This is a genomic window from Paracidovorax anthurii (assembly GCF_003269065.1).
Taxonomy (GTDB): domain Bacteria; phylum Pseudomonadota; class Gammaproteobacteria; order Burkholderiales; family Burkholderiaceae_C; genus Paracidovorax; species Paracidovorax anthurii.
This window is the reverse complement of sequence record NZ_QLTA01000014.1, coordinates 17,212-34,384: the sequence shown is the minus strand read 5'-3', so window position 1 is coordinate 34,384 and position 17,173 is coordinate 17,212. Positions and strand designations below refer to the sequence as shown.

The window sequence follows — 17,173 nt, the reverse complement described above, 5'->3', positions numbered from 1 at the left end:
CCTGGTATTGGAGATCGTGCTGATCACCGGCATGGCAGGCTCTGGCAAGTCCGTGGCGCTGCATGCACTGGAGGACGCCGGCTACTACTGCATAGACAATCTTCCTCCTGAATTGCTAGCGGCTTTTGTAGCCCTGGAGCACCATCACCACGGCAATCGGGTCGCCATCGCGATGGATGTGCGCAGCGCCACCGCCCTGCCGCTAGTGCCCCAGCAGTTGCGGCGCTTGCGTGCAGACGGGGTGGTAGTCCATGCGTTGTTCCTGGATGCGACCACGGATACGCTGATACGCCGCTTTTCAGAGACACGCCGACGCCATCCGCTTTCAAGGGATGACTGGCATGGCGAGCAGCGCGCCCTCATCGAAACGATCGAACTGGAGCGTGAACTACTCGCCGAGCTCCGCGAGCAATCCCACGTCATCGACACCAGCGCCATTCGCGCCGCGCAGTTGCAGGGCTATGTGAAGAGCCTGATGCCGACGCTTCCGGGACAACTGACACTGGTCTTCGAGTCCTTTGCCTTCAAGCGCGGAGTCCCCGTGGACGCCGACTATGTTTTCGATGTCCGGATGCTCCCCAACCCTCACTACGAACCCGCGCTGCGCCACCTCACGGGCAAGGACGGGCCTGTGGTGGAATACCTGGAGCACAAGGACGAAGTGGGATTGATGCGGGAGCACATCAGTCAATTCCTCTCACACTGGCTGGAGCCGCTGGCGCAAAATCATCGCAGCTATGTCACCGTTGCCATCGGATGCACCGGCGGACAACATCGCTCCGTGTATCTGGTGGAACGCCTTGCGGAATATTTTGCGAAGCGCTGGACCACGCTGCGCCGCCATCGCGAACTGGACGGACTCTAGGCAGCCGTAGCAGCCTCAGCCATTCCTGCACGCCCTGCCAATTGACCAAGCAGCTTGCGAATGGGCGCGGGCAGGCCTTGGCCCTGCCATTGGCCAGCGTCGAACCACGAGCCGTCCGCAACATCGACGTCCCTGTGGGCAGGCCACGGCAACAAGACGGGATGCAGATGCAGATCTCGGTGTGTGAGGGCATGAAATATGCCCTCCAGTTCTTGCATCTCTCCACCAGGATTGTGCTGCTCCAGCCACTCCACCAATGCATCTCGGCTATCGAACGTGGGTGGGCAGTAAAGCCCCGCCCAGATGCCGGAGGCTGGACGGCGTTGAAGCCAGATGCGGCCGGCGCCATCACACGGAAGAGCGAGCCACCAAGACTCGGCGCGTCTGACCAGTTTTCGGGTGCGAACCGGATATTCCTCAGGGCGCCCCTCCAAGGCCGCCCTGCATTTCTTGTGGAGCGGGCACAGAATGCACGCTGGCTTGCGCGGCGTGCAGAGGGAAGCCCCAAGATCCATCAAGCCCTGCGTATAGCGTGGCATGGCTTGCTGCAGGTCCTGCCGGGGCAGCAGTTCCTCGGCCCGATCCCACAAATCACGCTCATTGCGAGCGATAGCCAGATCTGCCGAAAAGCCCAGCACACGGGTGAGGACGCGACGGACGTTGGCATCCAATATCGGAACCCGTTCCGAAAAACAGAAGGCAGCAATGGCCCCGGCTGTGGATCGCCCGATGCCCGGTAACTGAGCCAATGCTTCCGCCGAACGAGGAAATGCCCCTCCGTGCACTTCCATGACCTGAATCGCGCAACGATGCAGATTGCGCGCCCGGCTGTAATAGCCCAGGCCGCTCCACGAGGCGAGCACATCGCTCTCCAGCGCGGCCGCCAATGCCCCGACATCGGGGAAACGCTCCAGGAAACGGGCGTAGTAGTCGAGCACTGTGCTGACCTGGGTCTGCTGCAGCATGATCTCGGAAAGCCAGACCCGATAGGGATCCCTGGTCTGTTGCCAGGGCAGATGATTGCGGCCATGCGCAGCCTGCCAATGCACCACGTCCGTGGCGATGTCGAGAAAAACGCGGCTCATGCGGACAACAAAGATGGGGTGGACTGCACTGGATTGCTCCCAGGCAATGACGCCAACTGCTCGGTCAGCTCATGGAGTCGGGATTCCAGTTGAATCAACTCCTGCTCAGCCTGCTCGATTTCGGCGATGCGTTCGGCCAAGCCGCTGGCTGCATGCTGAATGCGGTCCACCGCTTCGATCCGCCGGGCGAAACTGCGTTTGCGCTCCCGCAACTGGGCATCGAGCTGCGCCGTGGCGGACTTGCTCCACAGCTCCAGGTCATTCGCGGCCGACTCGAACACCGTGCGCAAGCGCATGCCCAGCGCCCGGACAAGCCGATGGACGAACTCGGACTGCGCAAGGCGCAGGGTATTGCCCATTCCGATGTATTGCAAATGCCGCTCCTCGATCTGCTGGATCTCGGTCACGAAGGCCTCCAGTTGCGGAGTGGCTGGCACCTGCAGGGAAAAACCGAAGTCCGCATTGAGTTGGCGGAATGTTCCGCCCAGCATGGCATGGATCTCGGTCGCGGAGGCCTGGGCCTTGTCCATGGTGGCCCTCAACCGCTCGAAGGTATCGGTATACACCTTGCGAATACCGAGCTTCAGCCCTTTCTGCTGAAGTGTTTCCACCAGCGCCGCCATTTCCGCCTTCAGCGATCGCGCGCCCAGATCATGGAAGATGTCACGCAACAGCTTGAGGTGAACGGCCCTGACGGCCTGTATCTTGGCGGCACTGGCATCGAACTCCCGCTGCTCCTGCTCGATGCGCCCCCGCATGGACTCGATCACCGACGCATTCTTGCCACGCAAGCTGCGCAACTCCAGCATCTGGTCGTCCAGATCCCGGCGGCGGATGTTGATCGTCCGGGATGTCTCCGTGCGAAGGGCTGCGATACCCGTGGCCACTGCGGATCGCAGGATGGCCTGGCGCTTTCCCATGACGCCTTGCGCCAAGGCATCCTCCAGCAGGGGCAAGCCGCTGGACTCCAGCAGCACATCGTCACAATTGATCTTGGAAACCAGCCCCTTCTGGGCAGATACCAGCAAGACCTGTTCCGGTGCCACACCCAGCATGTCTGAAGACGTAAGGCGCTGGCGCTCCAGTTGATCTTGCACCTGACTGGGCAAATTCAGCGTGTCCCAGAGGGTATCGATCTTGTTGAGCACCACCAGCCGCGCGTCGGCATTGCCGACGGCCGGCGCCACGTGTTCGCGCCATATCTCGAGATCGGATCGTGTGACGCCAGTGTCCGCACCCAGGATGAAGACCACCGCATGGGCCTGGGGAATCAGGTTGATGGTGAGTTCAGGCTCCGCGCCTACCGCATTCAACCCCGGCGTGTCCAGGATCACAAGGCCCTGCCGAAGCAGGGGGTGGGGGATGTTGATGATGGCGTGGCGCCATGCCGGCACCTCGACCAGTCCACCCGCATCCGGAACCGGATTGTCCTGGGGCCGGTCGTCGTGCCAGAAGCCCAGGGCACGCGCATCGTCCTGCGTGACCCGGCGAACCTCGGACACCTTTTCGATGGCTCTGGCCAACTGACCCGCATCGCCCACATTCAGGGCCACCTCGGTCCAGTGGTCTGGCCTGAGACGCCATTCTGCGAGCCCCTGGGGCTGGAGCCGCGTATCGATCGGCAACAGGCGCAGGCAATTGGAAATCGCGGGATCGTATCCAAGCTCCGTGGGGCACATCGTCGTGCGGCCTGCACTTGCCGGCATGATGCGCCGCCCATAATCCGCGAAGAAAATGGCGTTGATGAGTTCGGACTTTCCACGGGAGAACTCGGCAACGAAAGCTACCATGACCTTGTCGCTGCGGACTTGGCTCTCCAGTCTGCGCAGCTTCTCCTCGATGGCAGAGTCCATCAGCGCATGGGACGACATCCACTCGCTCAACTGCTTCAGTTGCAATGCGAAGGAACGCCGCCACGCGCCATGCTGGTCGAATTGCTCGTTGAAAGAAGGTCCCACGGTGCTCCTGATGGTGGATGCGCCCCGGCTACGGGGGCGCCGTCAAAATATATCAGCCCCGTGAGGCCTGCGCCTGGGCCTCAGGGCCTCTGGCAACGGGTGCAATAGTACGTGCTTCGCTGCCCCTGGCGAATGCTGCGGATCGGCGTTCCGCACGCCCGGCAAGGAAGCCCCTCGCGCCCATAGACATGGGCCTCCAGCTGAAAGTACCCGGTGCTTCCATCGGCGCTGGCAAAATCCCTCAACGTGCTGCCACCCCGCTCCACGGCCAGGGACAGCACCGTGCGTATCGACTCATGCAGACGCCCCACCCGCAGGGGGCCGATCGATGACGACCGCGCCGTGGGCCGGATGCCTGCCATGAAGAGCGCCTCCGACGCATAGATATTGCCGACCCCCACGACCACGCGCCCCCCGAGCAACAACTGCTTGATCGGCAACCGGCTTGCCTTGAGCGAAGCCGCGAAGCCGCCCACGGTGAAGGCATCGCCGAGCGGCTCCACGCCCAAGTGCCCCAGCAGCTTGACGGCCTCGGAACTGGTTTCCGCAGACACCCAGACCACAGCCCCGAACCGGCGGGGGTCCTTCAGCCGCAGGGTACCCTGGCTGGTTTCCAACTGGAAATGGTCATGAATGCCTGCCGGGCCGAGATCCCGGCCAAAACGCAGACTGCCGGACATCCCCAGGTGAACCAGCAGCATCCCCTGGTCCAGATCCATCAGCAGGTACTTGCCCCGGCGCCGCACGGCCATCACCTGGCGCCCCAGCAAAGACTCTGGCGGACACCCCAACGGCCAGCGCAAGGGCTTGCCCAGGTACACGGATTCGATCAATGCCCCGGCCATGGCATCCGCCACGCTGCGGCGCGTGACTTCCACTTCTGGCAACTCAGGCATGGCGATGCGCTCCGGGAATAGGGTTGACCATGGATTATTATGGTTCGATGGAGCAATCTCACCGAATCTGGAGCGTGGCATTCGTATATGCCGCGTGCGTTGCAATAGTGCCTGCGCAGGCTGCGCCAGCCGCCCCTCCCGCGCCAGCCAATGCCGTGCGCCACGACATCCGCCCAGAAGCGCCACCCAACAGCGAGACACGTGCCGCGCTGGATGCGGAGTTGTTCTACGAGATTCTGGTGGGCGAGCTCAGCACGAGCGAAGGAGACCCCGGAACCGGCTACGCGCTCATCTTGGAGGCGGCACGGCGCAGCGGAGACGCGCAGCTCTACCGCCGCGCCACGGATATCGCCCTGCAGTCCCGCTCCGGCGAGTACGCCCTGGCCGCCGCGAAGGCCTGGAAGGAGGCTCAGCCACAGTCCCGCGAAGCCAACCGCTATGTATTGCAGATCCTGATTGCGCTCAACCGCGTCGAGGAAACCGCCGACCTGCTGAAGCAGGAACTGGCCCAGTCACCGGCCCAGGACAGGCTGCTCACCTTGCAGGCGATTCCCCAGCTGTATGGCCGGGCACCGGACAAGGTAGCCGCTGCAGCCGTGGTGGAGAAAGCGCTGTCGGACCAGTTGACGAATCCCGCCGCAGGCCCCATGGCCTGGACAACCGTGGGACGCATGCGGCTGGCCGCCGACGACCGCAAGGGCGCCCTGGACGCTGCCCGGAAGGCACAGTCCCAGGAAGCTCCCCTGGAGACCGCTGCACTGCTGGCCCTCCAGCTCGTCGAGGAGGGCGAAACGGATGCCGAGCCGCTGGTGGCCCGATACCTCGCGGGCAAGCCCAAGCCGGAAATCCGCATGGCTTACGCCCGCGTTCTGCTGGGCCTACAGCGCTACGCGGAAGCCGGCACCCAGCTCGACGCCATCACCCGCGAAGCGCCCGAGATGCCCGAAGCCTGGCTCCTCAAAGCCACGCTGCACCTCCAGGCAGAGCGCCTCACGGAAGCCGAGGCCGCGCTGGAGCAGTTTGAACGGCTGCTGCAGGCCTATCCCGCCAGCGACCCCCGCAAGGCCGCGATGACCCAGGCCTACCTGCTGCATGCCCAGATCGCCGAGAAACGGGGCGATTTCGCGCAGGCGGAGTCCTGGCTCGGCAAGATCGAGAACGCCGCCGAGCTGCTAAGCGCCCAGTCCCGCCGCGCGTCCCTGCTGGCACGGCAGGGCAAGCTGCCCGAAGCCCTCGCTCTCATCCGCCAATTGCCCGCCAAAAACGCGCAAGACGAGCGCCTGAAGCTGCTGGCCGAGGTGCAACTGCTTCGTGACGCGAAGCAATATCGGCAGGCATACGACACGCAAGCCCGGGCGGTCGCCCTGGCGCCGGACGACTACGACCTGGTTTACGACCAGGCCATGCTGGCTGAAAAGGCCGGCGATTACGACGGCATGGAGAAGCTCCTGCGGAAGATCATCCAGCAGCGCCCCGACTACCACCATGCCTACAACGCGCTGGGTTATTCCTTCGCGGAACGGGACATTCGACTGAAAGAGGCCAGGCAGTTGATCTCCAAGGCCCTGGAATACGCCCCCAAAGACCCGTTCATCACGGACAGCCTGGGCTGGGTGGAGTTCCGGCTGGGCAACAAGGAGGAGGCAGCCCGGCTGCTGGGCGAAGCATTCAAGCGGCAGCCGGACCCGGAAATCGCAGCCCATCTCGGCGAGGTGCTCTGGACGCTGGGCGAGCGCAGCCGCGCGAACGAGGTATGGCGTGAAGGGCTGCGGCTGAACAAGGACAACGCCACACTGCAGGAAACCCTCAAGCGGCTGAAAGCCAACCCGTGATGCCGGCGCTGGCAAAAACCCGTCGCCGCGGACGGGTGGCCGCGGCGACGCTGGTGGCCATGGGCCTCTTCGCCGCCGGTTGCGCACAGCCCCCCCGCGCGCACCGGATGGACGCCTCCGCCAGCGGTGCCGCATCCACGCACGTCTGGAGCGGAAGAATGGCCCTGCAGGTGGATGATTCCTCCACCCCGCCCGTGAATGCAGGCTTCGAGTTGAGCGGCCGAGCGGAACAGGGTGAGCTCGTCCTGCTCAACCCCCTGGGGAATGTACTGGCCACGCTGGAATGGACGCCCACCCTGGCCGTGCTGAAAAAAGGGGACGAACGCCGCGAATCGCCTTCGCTGGATGCCCTGGTGCAGGAACTGACGGGGAGCCCCCTGCCGGTTGCCGCGCTGTTCGCCTGGCTGCAGGGTGAACGCGTGAATGCGCCGGGCTGGGATGTCGATATGGATGGACTCGAACGCGGCAGGCTGGTGGCCCACCGCCACAGCCCACCACCTCAGGCCACGCTGCGCATCGCGCTGGATCGATGAAACCGCCAGAATGCGCGCACTCCATGATTTGCCGGCCCCGGCCAAACTGAATCTTTTCCTGCACATCACCGGCCGCAGGCACGACGGGTATCACCTGCTGCAGTCGGCCTTCATGCTGATCGACTGGTGCGATACGCTGCATGTCGAACTGCGCTCCGATGGCCACATCAGCCGCGAAGACCTGGGTGGCAGCCCGCTCCCCCCCGACGATCTGTGCGTGCGCGCGGCCCGCGCACTCCAGAAGGCCACGGGCTGCCTCCAGGGAGCCCACATCGTGCTGGAGAAATTCATTCCCGCGCAGGCCGGCATGGGAGGCGGCTCCTCGGATGCCGCCACGACACTGTTGGCACTGAACCGCCTCTGGGACCTGGGGCTGGATCGCGCGGCACTGGAGCGCATCGGGCTGTCGCTCGGCGCGGATGTTCCCTTTTTCCTGCGCGGCAGGAATGCCTGGGTCGAGGGAATCGGCGAGACGATCGTGCCGCTCGAGAAGGAACACGCCCTGCCCGATTCCAGGTTCGTGGTGGTCAAGCCCGAAGCGGGGCTGGATACGAAGTCGATTTTCGCGTCGCCCTTTCTCGAACGCAATTCGGAGCGTGCTACAATCTCAGGCTTTGCTGCAGCACAATACCAATTTGGTAAGAACGTACTGCAGCCGGTCGCAGAAGCACTCTGTCCCGGGGTTTCCAAAGCCATCCAGTGGCTGGAAGAAAAAGGGATGAAGGCGCGCATGACCGGCTCAGGAAGTGCGGTGTTTGCGCAAATGTCACATGAGATCGATTTATTTGATCTACCCGCCAAATGGAGGGCAAAAATATGTGATAATCTGAGGCTTCATCCACTTGCTGGATGGGCAGCAGATAAAGATTGCGGTTAATTGCCGTCAGGCAGTTGACCTGTGTAGGGGAGTCGCCAAGCTGGTTAAGGCACCGGATTTTGATTCCGGCATGCGAAGGTTCGAATCCTTCTTCCCCTGCCAAATACTTTCAGCGTACGGGCTTTTTCTTTCAGACTGCTGGGTCTCTCATGCAAGCCAATCACCCCGACTTCATGGTTTTCACCGGCAATGCCAATCCTGGCATGGCAGCTGAAATCGCCCGGCACCTCGGCACCAATCTCGGCGCTGCCGACGTGGGTCGCTTCTCCGATGGCGAAGTCACCGTCGAAATCAAGCAAAACGTCCGCGCCCGCGACGTGTTCGTCGTGCAGTCCACCTGCGCGCCGACGAACGAAAACCTCATGGAACTGCTGATCATGGTCGATGCGCTCAAGCGCGCCTCGGCCGAGCGCATCAGCGCCGTGATCCCCTACTTCGGCTATGCCCGCCAGGACCGCCGCCCGCGCTCCACGCGCGTGCCGATCTCCGCGAAGGTGGTCGCCAACATGCTGCAGGCCGTGGGCGTGGCCCGCGTGCTGACGATGGACCTGCACGCCGACCAGATCCAGGGTTTCTTCGACATCCCGGTGGACAACATCTACGCTTCGCCGGTGCTGCTGGGCGATCTGCGCCAGAAGAACTACGAAGACCTGATCGTCGTCTCCCCCGACGTGGGCGGCGTGGTGCGTGCCCGCGCACTCGCCAAGCAGCTGGGCTGCGATCTCGCCATCATCGACAAGCGCCGTCCGAAGGCGAACGTCTCCGAAGTGATGCACGTGATCGGTGACATCGAAGGCCGCAACTGCGTGATCATGGACGACATGATCGACACCGCCGGCACGCTCGTGAAGGCGGCCGAGGTGCTCAAGGAGCGCGGCGCCAAGAAGGTGTACGCCTATTGCACGCACCCGATCTTCTCGGGCCCCGCCATCGACCGCATCACCCAGGGCGACGCGCTCGACGAGGTGGTGGTGACCAACACGATTCCCTTGAGCGAGACCGGCAAGGGATGCACCAAGATTCGCCAGCTCTCCGTGGCGCCGCTGATCGCCGAGACGATCCAGCGCATCGCCAAGGGCGAGTCGGTGATGAGCCTGTTCTCGGACTGAGGACTCACCTCCGGGCGTGCCCGCTGTCAGCGGATGCGCCGGCACTGAACCGCCCTCGGGCAGTTCTTCGTGCTTTCGGGAACACAACAGGCCCGCAGCCTTCATGGCGCGGGTCTTTTTTCAACGAAGGGCCCGCTGGTCGCGGCAGGCCCCTACAGGAGTGAACCATGAACTTCGTCGCTTTTGAGCGCGCAAAGCAAGGTACGGGTGCGAGCCGCCGTCTGCGCATTTCGGGCAAGACGCCTGGCATCGTCTATGGCGGTTCCGCCGAACCCCAACTGATCGAGATCGACCACAACGCCCTGTGGCACGCCCTCAAGAAGGAATCCTTCCATTCCAGCGTGCTGGAGATGGAACTCGCCGGCAAGACCAGCAAGGTGCTGCTGCGCGACGTGCAATACCACCCCTTCAAGCAACTCGTGCTGCACATCGACTTCCAGCGCGTGGACGAGAAGACCAAGCTGCACATGAAGGTGCCGCTGCACTTCGCCGGTGCGGAAGAATCCCCGGCCGTGAAGATCGACAAGTGCATGGTCAACCCCGTCGCGAACGAACTGGACGTGACCTGCATGCCGTCCGACCTGCCCGAGTTCATCAACGTGGACCTGAGCAAGCTCGAAAAGGGCCGCTCGCTGCACCTGAAGGACATCAAGCTGCCCCGTGGCGTGTCGGCCGTGGTGCGCGGTAGCCAGCAGAACCCCGTGCTGGTGTCCGTCGTGGTGCCGGCTGCCGAGCCCGAGGCTCCGGCCGAAGGCGCCGCAGCAGCAGCGCCCGCTGCTCCCGCCAAGAAGGGCAAGAAGTAATTCTTTCGCCCCGGCTGCGGCCCCCCTTCGGGACCGCATCGCCGCCACGGCCCACCGCTTCGCAGCGCGTGGGCCGTTTTGCTTGGCGGGGCCCGGCCAGAGGCCCCGCCCGGCCTTGCTCCGATAATCGCGCGCACCATGATCAAACTGTTTGTGGGCCTGGGCAATCCCGGGCCGGATTACGACGCAACGCGGCACAACGCGGGCTTCTGGTGGATCGACGGGCTGGCCCGCGAGCTGAAGGTGCACCTGGTGCCCGAGCGCGCCTACCATGGCCTGGTGGCGCGCGCCAGCGTGAACGGGCAGAGCGTTTGGCTGTTGCAGCCGCAGACGTACATGAACCTCTCGGGCAAGTCGGTGGCGGCGCTGGCGCGGTTCTTCAAGATCCAGCCGGATGAGATCCTGGTGGCGCACGACGAGCTGGACATCGTGCCCGGCCAGGTGAAGCTCAAGCGCGGCGGCAGCCATGCCGGCCACAACGGGCTGCGCGACATCCATGCGCAGCTCGGATCGCCGGACTACTGGCGGCTGCGCATCGGCATCGGCCATCCGGGCGTGAAGGCCGAGGTGCCGCACTGGGTGCTCAAGAAGCCTTCGCCCGACCATCGCGCGCAGATCGAGGAAAGCATCGCGCATTCGCTCAAGGCCCATGCGGCGATGCTGGCCGGGGACATGGACAAGGCCACGCTGCTGGTGCACACGACCAAGCCGCCCCGCCCCAAGCCGCCGCGACCCGAAGGGCTGGCGGCGGATTCGCTACCAAAACAATAGCAAGAAGATGAGCAGGGACGGCGACATGGCCGCCAAAACACGCTGATGCGTCCCCGCAAGGTCATGGACAGGCGTCCACAAGAACAGGTTCACGTTCTCAGGCCTGCGGCAACCCGGGTCAGGGTTTTTCTTCCTGCGCGGCCACGGCCGTGAGGCGCTGGTACTTCTGGTAGAGGGTTTCCCGGCTTTCCACGTGGCCCGGGTGGACGGGAATGCAGGCCACGGGGCAGATCTGCACGCACTGCGGCTCGTCGAAATGGCCCACGCATTCGGTGCACTTGGCGGGGTCGATCTCGTAGGTGGCCTCGCCCAGGTAGATGGCGTGGTTGGGGCATTCGGGCTCGCACACGTCGCAGTTGATGCACTCGTCGGTGATCATCAGGGCCATGGGCATCTCCTGGCGGCGGTGCGGAAAGCGGGCGTCATGGGGGCCGATTATCCCCGCGGCCCATCCCCCTGCCGCGCCAGGGGCCGCGCCCGGGGCTTTGCCGCTATGCTGCGCCCTTCGGCCGTCCATGGCGCCGGCCACCGCCCCGCCCGGGACCACGACAACAAAGACGCCCCCCGCCCGCCCCATGGGAATGTACCTGCTCCGACGACTGTTCACGCTCGCGGCCACACTGGCCGGGGCGTCCGTGGTCGTCTTCCTCGTGCTGGAGATCCTGCCCGGCAACGCGGCGCAGGTGATGATGGGCCCCGACGCCTCGCCCGAGGCCGTGGCGGCCCTGGCCGCGCGGCTGGGGCTGGATGCGCCCCTGCCGGCGCGCTACATGCACTGGGTGGGCGGCCTGCTCACGGGCGACCTGGGCGAGAGCCACGCCTACGGCACGCCGGTGAGCGATCTGGTGCTGGAGCGCCTGTCGCTCACCGTGCCGCTGGCGCTGATGGCGATGGCGATCACCACGGTGCTGGCGCTGGCCGCGGGCGTGTACGCAGCCTCGCACCACCGGCGCTGGGGCGACGTGGGGGTGATGGGGCTGGCGCAGATCGGCATCGCGATTCCCAACTTCTGGTTCGCCATCCTGCTGATCCTGCTGTTTTCGGTGAAGCTGCAGTGGTTCTCGGCCGGGGGGTTCCCGGGCTGGACGGAGGCCTCCGGGGGTGGACTGCTGCCGGCCCTGCAGGCGCTGCTGCTGCCTGCCATCTCGCTGGCGGTGGTGCAGGCGGCGATCCTGGCGCGCATCACGCGCTCGGCGGTGCTGGAGGTGCTGCGCGAGGATTTCGTGCGCACGGCGCGCGCCAAGGGCCTCACGCGGCGCGCGGCGCTCTGGGGGCACGTGCTGCGCAACGCGATGATCCCCGTGGTGACGGTGATGGGGCTGCAGTTCGCGAACCTGCTGGCCGGCACGATCGTGGTGGAGAACGTGTTCTACCTGCCGGGCCTGGGCCGGCTGATCTTCCAGTCGATCGCCAACCGCGACCTGATCGTGGTGCGCAACTGCGTGATGCTGCTCGCGGCGATGGTGATCGTGGTCAACGGCGTGGTGGACCTGCTCTATGCCGCCATCGACCCGCGCGTGAAGGCCGGAGGCCTCTGACATGGCCGTGAACGCCCCACCGCTCCCCCGCCCCGGCGACGGCCTGCGCCACGCGCTGCGCCACCCGAGCTTCGCGATCGGCGCGGCGCTGTCGCTGCTGCTGGCGCTGGCGGCGGGGCTGTCCTTCGTGTGGACGCCGGGCTCGCCCTACGACATGGACCTGGGCGCCCGGCTGCTGCCGCCCGGCGCGGCGCACTGGCTGGGCACGGACGCGTTCGGGCGCGACGTGGCCTCGCTGCTGCTGGTAGGCGCGCGCAATTCGATCCTGGTGGGCGTGATCGCGGTGGGCATCGGCCTCACGGCCGGCACGGCGCTGGGGCTGCTGGCCGCGGCGCGGCGCGGCTGGGTGGAGGAGGCGGTCATGCGGCTGGCGGATTTCACCTTCGCCTTCCCCGCCATCCTCTCGGCCGTCATGCTCACGGCCGCCTGGGGTGCGGGCGTGGTGAATTCGATCATCGCCATCGGCATCTTCAACATCCCGACCTTCGCGCGCGTGGCACGGGCCTCGGCCCGGGCGGTGTGGGCGCGCGAATACGTGCTGGCCGCGCGCGCCTGCGGCAAGGGGCCGTGGCGCATCACGCTGGAGCACGTGCTGCCCAACATCGCGACGGCGCTGATCGTGCAGGCCACGATCCAGTTCGCGCTCGCGATCCTGGCCGAGGCGGCGCTCTCCTACCTGGGGCTGGGCACGCAGCCGCCGCAGCCCTCGTGGGGGCGCATGCTGAGCGAGGCGCAGACGCTGATGTTCCAGGCGCCGCTGCTGGCCGTGTGGCCGGGGCTGGCCATCGCGCTGGCGGTGCTGGGGCTGAACCTGCTGGGCGACGGGCTGCGCGACCTGCTCGACCCGCGCCTTGCGCGCCGCCGCTGAACGCAGGCCATGACGAGCACGCCGCCCCCCTCCCCGCCCCGCGACGCCCTGATCGACGTGCGCGGCCTGTGCGTGGACCTGCCCACGCGCCGGGGCCTGGCGCGCGCGGTGCGCGACGTGTCCTTCACGCTGGCGCGCGGCGAGGCGCTGGGGCTGGTGGGCGAGTCGGGCTGCGGCAAGTCGCTGACCGCGCTGGCGCTGATGGGCCTGCTGCCCGAGGGCGCGCGGGCCGGCGGCAGCGTGCGCTTCGATGGCGCGGAGCTGCTCGGCCAGCCCGACGCGGCCCTCGCGCGGCTGCGCGGGCGGCGCATCGCCATGGTGTTCCAGGAGCCGATGACCGCGCTCAACCCCGTGCACACCATCGGCGCGCAGGTGGCCGAGCCGCTGCGCCGGCACCTGGGCCTTTCGCACGCGCAGGCCCGCGCGCAGGCCGTGGCGCTGCTGGACCGCGTGGGCATCGCGCAGGCGGCGCGGCGCTTCGATGCCTACCCGCACCAGTTCTCAGGCGGGCAGCGCCAGCGCGTCACGATCGCGATGGCGCTGGCCTGCGGGCCCGACGTGCTGATCGCCGACGAGCCCACCACGGCGCTCGACGTGACGGTGCAGCGGCAGATCCTGGAGCTGATCGCCGGCCTAGTGGCCGAGCGCGGCATGGCCCTGGTGCTGATCTCGCACGACCTGGGCGTGATCGCGCAGAACGTGGACCGCATGCTGGTGATGTACGGCGGCGGCGTGGCGGAGAGCGGCCCGGTGCAGGCCGTGTTCGGGCACCGCGCCCACCCCTACACGCGCGGGCTGTTCGCCGCGCGGCCGCAGTGGCTGGACGATGGCGGCGCCCCCGGCGCCGGCGCGGCCCGCGCGCGCCTGCCCACCATCGCCGGCACGGTGCCCGAGATCGCCGACCTGCCGCCGGGCTGCCCGTTCACGGACCGCTGCGCGTTCGCCGTCCCGGACTGCGGCGCGGCCCTGCCGGAGCCGGTGGCCGTGGGGCCGGGGCACCTCGCGCGCTGCATCCGCCTGGACGCCGTGGCCCGGGATGCCGACGCACAATCCCGCGATACGCTATGAAATATATAGCAAACTATTCAGCAAACACGGCGACATGGAGCCCCCCAGGCCCTGAAAACCCCCTCTTGCTCGACGTGCGCGGCCTGGTGCGCGACTACCCGCTGCCGCGCGAGCGCCCATGGGGCCCCGCGCCGCGCCTGCGCGCGCTCGATGGCGTAGACCTCGCCCTGGCGGCGGGCCGCAGCCTGGGCGTGGTGGGCGAATCGGGCTCGGGCAAGTCCACGCTGGCGCGGCTGGTGATGGCGCTGGACACGCCCACGGCCGGCACGGTGCGCCTGCGCGGGCGCGACCTGCACTCGCTGGACCCCGCCGGGCTGCGGGCGGCGCGGCGCGATTTCCAGATGGTGTTCCAGGACCCCTACGGCTCGCTGGACCCGCGCCTGACCGTGGAGCGCATCGTGGCCGAGCCCCTGGCGACACTGGAGCGCCTGCCCCGCCCCGCCCAGCGCGAGCGCGTGGCCGAGGTGCTCGCCCAGGTGGGCCTGCGCCCGGGCGATGCCGGCAAATACCCGCACGAATTCTCCGGCGGCCAGCGCCAGCGCATCGCCATCGCCCGCGCCATCGTCACCCGCCCCGCCCTGGTGGTGGCCGACGAGCCCGTGAGCGCGCTCGACGTCTCGGTGCAGGCCCAGGTGCTGAACCTGCTGCGCGACCTGCGGGAGCAGGCCGGCATCAGCTACCTGCTCATCAGCCACGACCTGGCCGTGGTGCGGCACCTGTGCGACGAGGTGGTGGTGCTGCGGCAGGGGCGGATCGTGGAGCGGGGCGCGCCGGACGCGCTCTTCCGGGCGCCGGCGCATCCGTACACGCGGGAACTCGTGGCGGCCGTGCCGCGCGCGGTGCCGAGGGCGGGACGCTCCGGCACGGCGGGGTGATGCGGCCCGGTGCCACTCCACCGATGGCGCCCGGGTCGGCCAGAAATCCCGTCATAGATCTCATGGAATTTCTAATTTATAGATATCTATGAATCAGCCTGCAGCCTGCCTGCTCCGGCCATGCCTTCGCGCCCAGGAGCACGTCAGGCCCGGATTCACCGAGAGTGCCATGATTCAATTCATAGATTTACATAAAAATCACAAACCACTAATATCTATGCATGCCACGGCAAAACACCCACCCTGCGGACTATCCCCAGGCCGTTCTGCGGCAGATTGAGCAGCTCGCGCAGAACATCACCATCGCGCGCAAGCGGCGCGGGGAGACGCAGGCGCAGTGGGCGAAGAAGCTGGGCGTGTCCCAGCCGACCATGGCCCGCATCGAGCGCGGCGACCCGTCCGTGGCCATGGCCTCCTACGTGATGTGCCTGTGGCTGGTCAACCAGGCCGAGGGGCTGGCGGACCTCATCGCTCCGGCCAGCGACCATGCGGCGCTGGAGCGCGAGGTGGCGAAGGCGCGTGCCGGCCGCAAGCTGGCAGCGCCCAGGCGCCCCCCGAAAGCCCCGGCGCCGCCCGCGCCACTGCGGGAGCCCGCCCCACCGGCAACGAGGGCAAGCCAGGGCGCATACACGCCTGCGGCCCCACCGGCACCGCCGGCCACCGTGCGCGAGGGCTCCGCGCCCGCCCGCGCCCCCGCTGCGCGTTCGAAGAACTCCGCGGCCCGCCTCGCCAACGACAACGCCGCGGGCCTCGCCGCGCTGCTCCACCGGCCGGACGAGCCGCCACCGACATGACGGACACCGGCGTGAACCCACGCACCTACGTGCCGCAGGACCGGCTCCATGTCTGGGCCCTGGTCGATCCCCTGCGGCCCACCCTGGTGGGCGAGCTGCGGCTCTCGCCGCTGGTGCCGGACTGCGCGACCTTCACCTATGGCGCGCCGTGGTGGCACTTTCCGCTGAGCGAGGACCTGCCGATCGTGCCCGGCCAGGTGTTCACGGCGGGCGAGAAAGGCAGCGCCCCGGGCGCGATCGACGACGCCCGCCCCGACCGCTGGGGCGAGCGCATCATCCGCCACATCGACCGCCCGGCGCGCCTGTCGATCCTGGAGATGCTGCTGTTCGCGGGCGACGACCGCTTCGGCGCGCTGGGCGTCTCGGTCTCGGCGGAGCGCTACATCCCGCGCGCCCTGGGCCCCTACCCGCAGCTGCGCGACCTGGAACGGCTGAGCGCCGCCATCGACGACGTGCAGGCCCAGGCGCCCGTCACGGCGGAAATGCAGCGCCTGCTCCAGCCCGGCGCGACACTGGGCGGCGCCCGGCCCAAGGCCCTGCTGCACACCGATGACGGGCCGTGCGTGGTCAAGTTCGGCGAGCTGGACGACGCGGTGGACACGCCCCTCGTCGAGCACGCCACCATGACCCTGGCCGCCCGGGCCGGCATCCAGGTGGCCGCCACCGGCGTGCTGCCCCTCGCGCCGCGCCACGGTCGGGCGCGCCACGTGCTGACCGTGCGGCGCTTCGACCGCACGGGCGCCTACCGCCTGCATTGTCTGTCGGCCAGGACCGTCCTGCGGGCCGCGCGCCTGGACGAGAGCTACGGCGCCCTCGCCACCGTGCTGCTGCGCCTGGGCCACCCCGACCGGCAGGCCGCCATGCGCGAGGAGCTGTTCAAGCGCATGGTGTTCAACATCCTGGTGGACAACACCGACGACCACGAGCGCAACCACAGCCTGCGCCTGGGCTTCGACGGGTACTACGAACTGACCCCCGCCTACGACGTGGTGCCCACGCTGCAGAACCTGGGCTACCAGGCCCTCTCGGTGGGAACGGCCGGGGCGGAATCGAGCCTGGACAATGCGCTCACGGAACTGAACGAGTTCGGCATCCGGCCCCGGCGCGCCACCGAGCTGGTCCGGCAGGTGGCGCGCACCGTGGACGGATGGGCGGCGCATTTCACCGCGCAGGGCGTCTGTCCGTCGGACATGGAGCTGCTGCGCGCCAGCATCGACCGGGACGCGCTGAGGCGGCAGCGGCAGGACTTCTGCTGAAGCCGCTGCGCGCATGCCCGGCAGGGGGGCACGTGGTGTACAAAC

17 protein-coding genes and 1 tRNA gene are annotated in these 17,173 nt (G+C 67.2%); 14 read left to right on the top strand and 4 right to left on the bottom strand.

Annotation, left to right across the window (positions count from 1 at the left end):
- Position 1 precedes the first annotated feature (1 nt).
- Positions 2-865, top strand: a complete 864-nt coding sequence (rapZ, locus tag AX018_RS09105; RefSeq protein ID WP_111877036.1) for an RNase adapter RapZ — start codon at positions 2-4, stop codon at positions 863-865.
- Here rapZ and mutY read toward each other — a convergent pair.
- From mutY to mutM, 3 genes are all read right to left on the bottom strand, one after another.
- Positions 862-1,950 carry an A/G-specific adenine glycosylase gene (gene mutY / locus AX018_RS09100; RefSeq protein ID WP_111876977.1) on the bottom strand — a complete coding sequence of 363 codons (1,089 nt, stop codon included), beginning with the start codon at positions 1,948-1,950 and terminating at the stop codon, positions 862-864. The two genes, rapZ and mutY, sit on opposite strands and share 4 nt — an antisense overlap.
- Entirely contained in the window at positions 1,947-3,908 is a 1,962-nt protein-coding gene (locus tag AX018_RS09095; protein ID WP_111876976.1) for a dynamin family protein, read from the bottom strand. Before AX018_RS09095 ends, mutY begins: the two co-directional genes overlap by 4 nt.
- An 80-nt stretch (positions 3,909-3,988) precedes the next feature.
- Positions 3,989-4,804, bottom strand: coding sequence for a bifunctional DNA-formamidopyrimidine glycosylase/DNA-(apurinic or apyrimidinic site) lyase (gene mutM, locus AX018_RS09090; protein WP_111876975.1), 816 nt, complete (start codon positions 4,802-4,804; stop codon positions 3,989-3,991).
- 29 nt (positions 4,805-4,833) lie between these two features.
- Between mutM and AX018_RS09085 the strand changes: the two genes are divergently transcribed.
- The 7 genes from AX018_RS09085 (at position 4,834) to pth (ending at position 10,729) form a co-directional block, all read left to right on the top strand.
- Positions 4,834-6,636: a tetratricopeptide repeat protein gene (locus AX018_RS09085; RefSeq protein WP_111876974.1), complete on the top strand. Its 1,803-nt coding sequence runs from the start codon at positions 4,834-4,836 to the stop codon at positions 6,634-6,636.
- Positions 6,636-7,169: a lipoprotein insertase outer membrane protein LolB gene (locus tag AX018_RS09080; RefSeq protein WP_111876973.1), complete on the top strand. Its 534-nt coding sequence runs from the start codon at positions 6,636-6,638 to the stop codon at positions 7,167-7,169. The genes AX018_RS09085 and AX018_RS09080 overlap by 1 nt, the downstream gene beginning before the upstream one ends.
- Positions 7,170-7,179: 10 nt before the next feature.
- The gene (gene ispE / locus AX018_RS09075) at positions 7,180-8,046 is read left to right on the top strand and encodes a 4-(cytidine 5'-diphospho)-2-C-methyl-D-erythritol kinase (RefSeq protein ID WP_111876972.1); all 867 of its coding nucleotides are present in this window, start codon (positions 7,180-7,182) and stop codon (positions 8,044-8,046) included.
- Positions 8,047-8,071: 25 nt separating this feature from the next.
- Positions 8,072-8,148, top strand: a tRNA-Gln gene (locus AX018_RS09070).
- A gap of 47 nt (positions 8,149-8,195) precedes the next feature.
- The gene (locus AX018_RS09065; protein ID WP_111876971.1) at positions 8,196-9,155 is read left to right on the top strand and encodes a ribose-phosphate pyrophosphokinase; all 960 of its coding nucleotides are present in this window, start codon (positions 8,196-8,198) and stop codon (positions 9,153-9,155) included.
- Between the two features lie 167 nt (positions 9,156-9,322).
- Complete coding sequence (locus tag AX018_RS09060; protein ID WP_111876970.1) at positions 9,323-9,958, top strand: 50S ribosomal protein L25/general stress protein Ctc; 636 nt, start codon at positions 9,323-9,325, stop codon at positions 9,956-9,958.
- 138 nt (positions 9,959-10,096) lie between these two features.
- Positions 10,097-10,729: an aminoacyl-tRNA hydrolase gene (gene pth, locus AX018_RS09055; RefSeq protein ID WP_111876969.1), complete on the top strand. Its 633-nt coding sequence runs from the start codon at positions 10,097-10,099 to the stop codon at positions 10,727-10,729.
- 118 nt (positions 10,730-10,847) lie between these two features.
- Here the strand turns inward: pth and AX018_RS09050 are convergent, their stop codons facing one another.
- Entirely contained in the window at positions 10,848-11,117 is a 270-nt protein-coding gene (locus AX018_RS09050) for a YfhL family 4Fe-4S dicluster ferredoxin (RefSeq protein ID WP_111877035.1), read from the bottom strand.
- Positions 11,118-11,304: 187 nt separating this feature from the next.
- Here AX018_RS09050 and AX018_RS09045 point away from each other — a divergent pair, with 187 nt between their 5' ends.
- The 6 genes from AX018_RS09045 (at position 11,305) to AX018_RS09020 (ending at position 17,128) form a co-directional block, all read left to right on the top strand.
- Positions 11,305-12,267, top strand: a complete 963-nt coding sequence (locus AX018_RS09045) for an ABC transporter permease (protein WP_111877034.1) — start codon at positions 11,305-11,307, stop codon at positions 12,265-12,267.
- Position 12,268: 1 nt separating this feature from the next.
- Entirely contained in the window at positions 12,269-13,135 is an 867-nt protein-coding gene (locus tag AX018_RS09040) for an ABC transporter permease (RefSeq protein ID WP_111876968.1), read from the top strand.
- Between the two features lie 9 nt (positions 13,136-13,144).
- The gene (locus AX018_RS09035; protein WP_111876967.1) at positions 13,145-14,203 is read left to right on the top strand and encodes an ABC transporter ATP-binding protein; all 1,059 of its coding nucleotides are present in this window, start codon (positions 13,145-13,147) and stop codon (positions 14,201-14,203) included.
- Positions 14,200-15,078 carry an ATP-binding cassette domain-containing protein gene (locus AX018_RS09030; RefSeq protein WP_111876966.1) on the top strand — a complete coding sequence of 293 codons (879 nt, stop codon included), beginning with the start codon at positions 14,200-14,202 and terminating at the stop codon, positions 15,076-15,078. The genes AX018_RS09035 and AX018_RS09030 overlap by 4 nt, the downstream gene beginning before the upstream one ends.
- Before the next feature lie 221 nt (positions 15,079-15,299).
- The gene (locus AX018_RS25640) at positions 15,300-15,872 is read left to right on the top strand and encodes a helix-turn-helix transcriptional regulator (RefSeq protein WP_245951488.1); all 573 of its coding nucleotides are present in this window, start codon (positions 15,300-15,302) and stop codon (positions 15,870-15,872) included.
- A complete protein-coding gene (locus AX018_RS09020; protein ID WP_111876965.1) occupies positions 15,869-17,128 on the top strand; it encodes a type II toxin-antitoxin system HipA family toxin in 1,260 nt (419 codons plus the stop codon). Before AX018_RS25640 ends, AX018_RS09020 begins: the two co-directional genes overlap by 4 nt.
- Positions 17,129-17,173: the final 45 nt, after the last annotated feature.

Excerpts from the sequence above, each read along its gene's own strand:
- AX018_RS09035 (WP_111876967.1), top strand. The coding sequence starts at position 13,145 with ATGACGAGCACGCCGCCCCCCTCCCCGCCCCGCGACGCCCTGATCGAC.
- AX018_RS09085 (WP_111876974.1), top strand. The coding sequence starts at position 4,834 with ATGGATTATTATGGTTCGATGGAGCAATCTCACCGAATCTGGAGCGTG.
- ispE (WP_111876972.1), top strand. The coding sequence starts at position 7,180 with ATGCGCGCACTCCATGATTTGCCGGCCCCGGCCAAACTGAATCTTTTC.
- AX018_RS09020 (WP_111876965.1), top strand. The coding sequence starts at position 15,869 with ATGACGGACACCGGCGTGAACCCACGCACCTACGTGCCGCAGGACCGG.
- AX018_RS25640 (WP_245951488.1), top strand. The coding sequence starts at position 15,300 with ATGCCACGGCAAAACACCCACCCTGCGGACTATCCCCAGGCCGTTCTG.
- mutM (WP_111876975.1), bottom strand. The coding sequence starts at position 4,804 with ATGCCTGAGTTGCCAGAAGTGGAAGTCACGCGCCGCAGCGTGGCGGAT.
- AX018_RS09040 (WP_111876968.1), top strand. The coding sequence starts at position 12,269 with ATGGCCGTGAACGCCCCACCGCTCCCCCGCCCCGGCGACGGCCTGCGC.
- AX018_RS09045 (WP_111877034.1), top strand. The coding sequence starts at position 11,305 with ATGGGAATGTACCTGCTCCGACGACTGTTCACGCTCGCGGCCACACTG.
- mutY (WP_111876977.1), bottom strand. The coding sequence starts at position 1,950 with ATGAGCCGCGTTTTTCTCGACATCGCCACGGACGTGGTGCATTGGCAG.
- AX018_RS09060 (WP_111876970.1), top strand. The coding sequence starts at position 9,323 with ATGAACTTCGTCGCTTTTGAGCGCGCAAAGCAAGGTACGGGTGCGAGC.
- AX018_RS09065 (WP_111876971.1), top strand. The coding sequence starts at position 8,196 with ATGCAAGCCAATCACCCCGACTTCATGGTTTTCACCGGCAATGCCAAT.
- pth (WP_111876969.1), top strand. The coding sequence starts at position 10,097 with ATGATCAAACTGTTTGTGGGCCTGGGCAATCCCGGGCCGGATTACGAC.
- AX018_RS09080 (WP_111876973.1), top strand. The coding sequence starts at position 6,636 with ATGCCGGCGCTGGCAAAAACCCGTCGCCGCGGACGGGTGGCCGCGGCG.
- AX018_RS09050 (WP_111877035.1), bottom strand. The coding sequence starts at position 11,117 with ATGGCCCTGATGATCACCGACGAGTGCATCAACTGCGACGTGTGCGAG.
- AX018_RS09030 (WP_111876966.1), top strand. The coding sequence starts at position 14,200 with ATGAAATATATAGCAAACTATTCAGCAAACACGGCGACATGGAGCCCC.